This is a genomic window from Amycolatopsis sp. NPDC052450 (genome assembly GCF_044547565.1).
Lineage (GTDB): Bacteria > Actinomycetota > Actinomycetes > Mycobacteriales > Pseudonocardiaceae > Amycolatopsis.
The window spans coordinates 199888-204468 of record NZ_JBIUAQ010000011.1 but is presented as its reverse complement, the minus strand read 5'-3'; the positions used below and the strand labels follow the sequence as shown (position 1 = coordinate 204468).

Annotated in this window: 4 protein-coding genes; 3 read left to right on the top strand and 1 reads right to left on the bottom strand. The window is 69.1% G+C overall.

Features of this window, described 5'->3' with window-relative positions; genetic code table 11:
- Positions 1-168: 168 nt before the first annotated feature.
- Positions 169-1122 (bottom strand): LysR family transcriptional regulator, encoded by a 954-nt coding sequence (locus tag ACIHAO_RS20640; RefSeq protein ID WP_396560076.1) that lies wholly within the window; start codon positions 1120-1122, stop codon positions 169-171.
- A 166-nt stretch (positions 1123-1288) separates the two neighbouring features.
- Here ACIHAO_RS20640 and ACIHAO_RS20635 point away from each other — a divergent pair, with 166 nt between their 5' ends.
- From ACIHAO_RS20635 to ACIHAO_RS20625, 3 genes are read left to right on the top strand one after another with little or no spacing between them, the layout of a single operon-like run.
- The gene (locus ACIHAO_RS20635; protein ID WP_396560074.1) at positions 1289-1975 is read left to right on the top strand and encodes a tRNA-dependent cyclodipeptide synthase; all 687 of its coding nucleotides are present in this window, start codon (positions 1289-1291) and stop codon (positions 1973-1975) included.
- A gap of 2 nt (positions 1976-1977) precedes the next feature.
- Complete coding sequence (locus tag ACIHAO_RS20630; protein WP_396560072.1) at positions 1978-3291, top strand: purine-cytosine permease family protein; 1314 nt, start codon at positions 1978-1980, stop codon at positions 3289-3291.
- Positions 3288-4268: a LysR family transcriptional regulator gene (locus tag ACIHAO_RS20625; RefSeq protein ID WP_396560070.1), complete on the top strand. Its 981-nt coding sequence runs from the start codon at positions 3288-3290 to the stop codon at positions 4266-4268. Before ACIHAO_RS20630 ends, ACIHAO_RS20625 begins: the two co-directional genes overlap by 4 nt.
- Positions 4269-4581: the final 313 nt, after the last annotated feature.

The window sequence follows — 4581 nt, the reverse complement described above, 5'->3', positions numbered from 1 at the left end:
GGGGGGGGGGGGTTTTCCGGGCGCGGGGGGGGCCCGGCGGTTCCCCCAACACCATTTTGGGGCCCCCGGGGGCCCGCTCAGGTGGTTCCCCCGACGCATCTCGCCCCTGGGTTTCAGCGACGGCTACCGCACCCCTGCCGCGACCTGCCGCCTTTGCCCTACCCGTCACTATCCGGCGGCCAGCCTGCCGTGGCGGTGCAGCCAGGTGCGGTACGGCGCCGTCCGCTCGGCGAGCCGCCAATATCCGGCCGTCGCCTCGGTGGCGAGTTCCGGGACGCCGGGCGCGCACGGGCCGTCCTCCCGCCAGGCGAGCACATGCCGCACGCACATCGGCGCGCCCGCCAGCGGCCGGATGGCCAGTCCGTCCGACGGTGGCCGGGTCGGCTGGACCAGCCCGACGCCGTATCCGCCGCTGACCAGGTCTTCCCGTGCGGTGTCGATGTCGACGTCGTGGGTGATCCGCGGGTCGAAACCGTGCGAGAGACACATTTCGCGGAACACCACGCGGCAGCCGTCACCGCCGCTCGACACGATCCAGTCCTCCCCGGCCAGTTCGGCGAGTTCGATCTCCTCTTCGCCGGCGAGCGGGTGTCCGGCGGGGAGCGCGACGAACGACGGCTCCTCGACCAGGGTCATGGTCCGCACCTCCGGCGGCACCGGGAGGCCGCGCCTGCCGCAGATCATGATCAGCGCGAGGTCGATGCCCCGGTTCGCGACCTGCGCGAGCAGCCGGGTGCGCGAGGTGTCCGCGCGGGTGCGGAACGGTTCGCCCGGCCGCAGGTCGCGCAGTCCGCCGAGCAGCGAACCCGTGATGGCGCTGTCGTTCCAGCCGATCCTGATCGATTCGCCGGTCTCGGGTTCCTGCCGGTGGAAGTCGTGCTCCAGTTCGTCGAAGGTGAGCACGATCGCCCGCGCCCGCCGCAGGATCAGGGCACCGAGTTCGGTGGGCCGCACCCCGTGCTGGTCACGGTGGAACAGCGGGCCGCCGACCATCCGCTCGATCCGGCGCAACTGGTGGCTGAGCGCGGGCTGCCCGAGCCCCAGTCCGGCGGCGGCGCGGTTCAGGCTGCCGTGGGAAGCGATCTCACAGAGCACGCGAAGATGCCGAACCTGAATCTCCATGACTTCGTATACCGCGCCCCGTTCGCGCCCGGCACCTCCGAAAGTCGAGAGCGGCGATTTCTCATAATCCGATGACAACATTCGGTGGCAATACCCGTGCCATCGAGCGATGGCTACGTTCGGTCGACGCCTCTTCTCCCGCATATCCCGCGATTCAGGAGCCGTCTTGCCGCGACCACTGCCGCTCACCGAGCATTGCGCCGATCCGCTGGCGCGGGCCGAGCACGTTTGCCTCGGCGTCAGCCCGTTCAACAGCTATTTCACCGTGGACCGTATCGCCGATCTCGCCCGCTGGGCCATGTCGGCCTTTCGGGGTTTTCATTTCTTCGTCCCGGACGGGCCGTCCGCGTTCACCCTCGAAGCGCTCGGCTACGACCCGGTGCGCGCCGCGCAGAAGGCACTGCGGCAAGGCAATTACACGCGCAACAAGATCGTCCGCGCGTTGCAGCAGGTCTGCCCGGCGGATCCGCACACCCTGATCCTGGACACCGCGGTGCTCGAAACCGATCCCGCGTATCTGGGCCTGCTTTCCGAGGCACACCGGCGGTTCGCCACCGATCCGGAGTTCGCCCGGCAGTGCCTCGGTGCCACGGGCTGGGTGCTGGACCGGCGGCTGCCCGAAGGCGAACATCCCACGCCTGACCAGCTGCGCAGCGCCGTCCGGTACTTCCTGGCCGAGTTGCCGATGTTCGTCGGCACCGTCGCCGTCGCCGGGGTCGGCAGTTCCGTGTTCGCCTATCACCAGCGGGTCCCGTTCCTCGAACGGCTCTACCGCGGCGAACTCTCCTGGCGGCCACTGCCAGGTCAGGGCTTCGTCGTGCTGGAGCAGGCCGTCCCGGAACGGGTGGAGTGACCGTGGAACACGACGACTTCTCCCTGCGCCGGGTGCCCGCCGAACGCCGCTACTCCTGGATTTCCGTCGCACTGCAACGGTTCGGGCAGGTGTCCTCGTTCCACCAGTTCCTGCTCGGCGCGGTGCTCGGCTTCGGCATGACGTTCTGGGACGCGGTGCTGGCCATCACGATCGGTTCGGTCCTGCTGGAGATCATCACCATCCTGATGGGTGTCGCGGGCACCCGGGAAGGACTTTCGACGTCGATGCTCGCGCGCTGGGCGGGCTTCGGCACCGGCGGGTCTTCGCTGGTCGGGCTGCTGATGACGGTGAGCCTCGCGGGCTGGTTCGGCGTGCAGAACGACGTGTTCGCCCATGGCCTGCACGCGTTGATGGGCGGCCCGCCGGTGTGGGTGTGGGCGCTCGCCGGCGGCGCGCTGGTGACCGCGATCGTCGTGTTCGGCTTCCACGCGATGGCCTGGACGGCGTATCTGACGGTGCCCGCCTTCCTCGCGCTGGCGGGCTTTTCGATCGTCACCGCGCTCGACGACCATTCGCTGCCCAGGCTGATGTCCGAGCCGCCGCCGGGGCCCTCGATGTCGCTGGCGCAGGGCACCACGCTGGTGGCGGGCGCGTTCATCATGGGCGCGATCATGACCCCGGACATGACCCGGTTCAACCGGACCGCGTCCGACGTGGTGAAGCAGACGCTGGTCAGCGTCACCCTCGGCCAGTACCTGATCGGCCTGATCGGGGTGCTGCTCGCGCACGCGGCGAAAAGCGCCGACGTGGTCGGGATCATCACCTCGTCGTCGGGGGTGCTCGGCACGCTGATCCTGGTCACCGCGATCCTGAAGATCAACGACTGGAACCTCTATTCGTCCTCGCTCGGGCTGGTGAACGCCGTCCAGGTGCTGCTGTCCCGGCGGCTGGACCGCACGACCGCGACCCTGCTGCTCGGCGGACTCGGCACGGTGCTCTCCGCGATCGGCATCCTCGACCATTTCACCGCCTTCCTGACCTGGGTCGGCGTGCTCACGCCGCCGGTGGCGGGGGTGGTGATCGCCGAGTACTACGTGGTCCGGCGCTGGAAACCGGAACTGGACGCCACCCGCGCGTCCGGGGACCTGCCTTCGACCTGTCCGTCGTGGGTTCCCGGCGGGCTGATCTGCTGGGTGGCGGGCGCGGCGGTGGGCATTTGGCTGCCGTGGGGAATTCCCACCGTGAATTCCGTTTCGGCTGCTTTTCTGCTGTATATTCTGCTCGGCAGACGGACCGCGGCCGCGGTGCTTCCCCCGGCCATGACTTCTTTCGACGGGTCGAAAACCCGTTCGTGACAAAGGAGTTCGACGTCGTACAACTGGATGTCCACCACCTGAGGGTGATCCGGGCGATCGCGGACACGGGCAGCCTTTCCCGTGCCGCGATCGCTCTCGGCGTCACCCAGCCCGCGGTTTCCGCGCAACTCAAACGGCTGGAGAACATGCTGGGTTATCAGCTGTTCGAGCGGCGCGAAGGCGGTGTGACACCGACGCCGATGGGCGAACTGCTGTTGCGCCGCACCGCCGCTTTGCTGCCACAGCTGGACAAACTGCTCGAAGACATCGAGCAGCGCGTCTGCCCGAGCGGCCCGCCCGGCGTCGTCCGGGTGGCGGCGGTGGCGAGTGCGCTGGTGGCGCGTCTGCCTTCGCTGGTGACCAGGTTGTGGCCGGAGGTTTCCGAGGTGCAGGTCGTGCACGACGACCATCCCGAGCGGCTACTGCCCTTGCTGGCTCAGCGGCGGGCGGAATTGGGGCTGGTCAAGGACTATCCGGGCTACGAGCTCGAAATCCCCGCGAACGTGGACACCGAGATCGTGGTGACCGAGCCGACCTTCGTGCTGCTGCCGGAAGACCATCCGCTGGCGGGCGAGGAGACCATCGAGCTGCGTGCGCTGCGGGACGAAGCGTGGGTGATGGTGTCCGATTCCTCGGCGGCCACGTTCACCAGGTACTTCGTGGAGACCTGCGCGCGGCACGGGTTCAGCCCGTCGGTCGCCCATCAGGTGACTTCGCAGCAGGTGGCGTTGCTGGTGGTCCGATCCGGCGCGATCGGGCTCTCGCAGCCGATCTGCGACCCGCGGAACCAAGGCCTGGTGACCCGGCCGCTGCGCGGGGATGTGTTGCCGCGCAGGCATGTTCTCGCCTGGAACAAGGAGACCTTCGTGGCGGGACGGCGGGCGGAGCTGATCTCGGCGGTGGTCGAAGCGTACTGGGCCGAGGCCAGGACGGCGCCGGTCTATGCCGCGTACCTGGACCGGCACCCCCGCAATTAGTCACCTGCTTGCGGTGCCGGCCACGACCTTCAGTGGTGGGGCGAAGGCTCCCTTCGCTGTGTCTGATGCGGTGAAGGACGCCTTCGGGCCTGGTTGGACGGCGGCCGCGACTCCTGAGTGAGCCCGCGACAGTCCTTGACTATCCACAAAGGGCTCTTTCGGGCGCGGATGCCCGGGTTAGGATATTTGCGTGATTTAACGTGGGGGTGGGGGGGGGGGGGGGGGGGGGGGGGGGGGGGGGGGGCGCGCCCCCCCCCCCCCCCCCCACCCCCACCCCCACCCCCCCCCCCCCACCCACCCCCACACAACACCG

Excerpts from the sequence above, each read along its gene's own strand:
- ACIHAO_RS20640 (WP_396560076.1), bottom strand. The coding sequence starts at position 1,122 with ATGGAGATTCAGGTTCGGCATCTTCGCGTGCTCTGTGAGATCGCTTCC.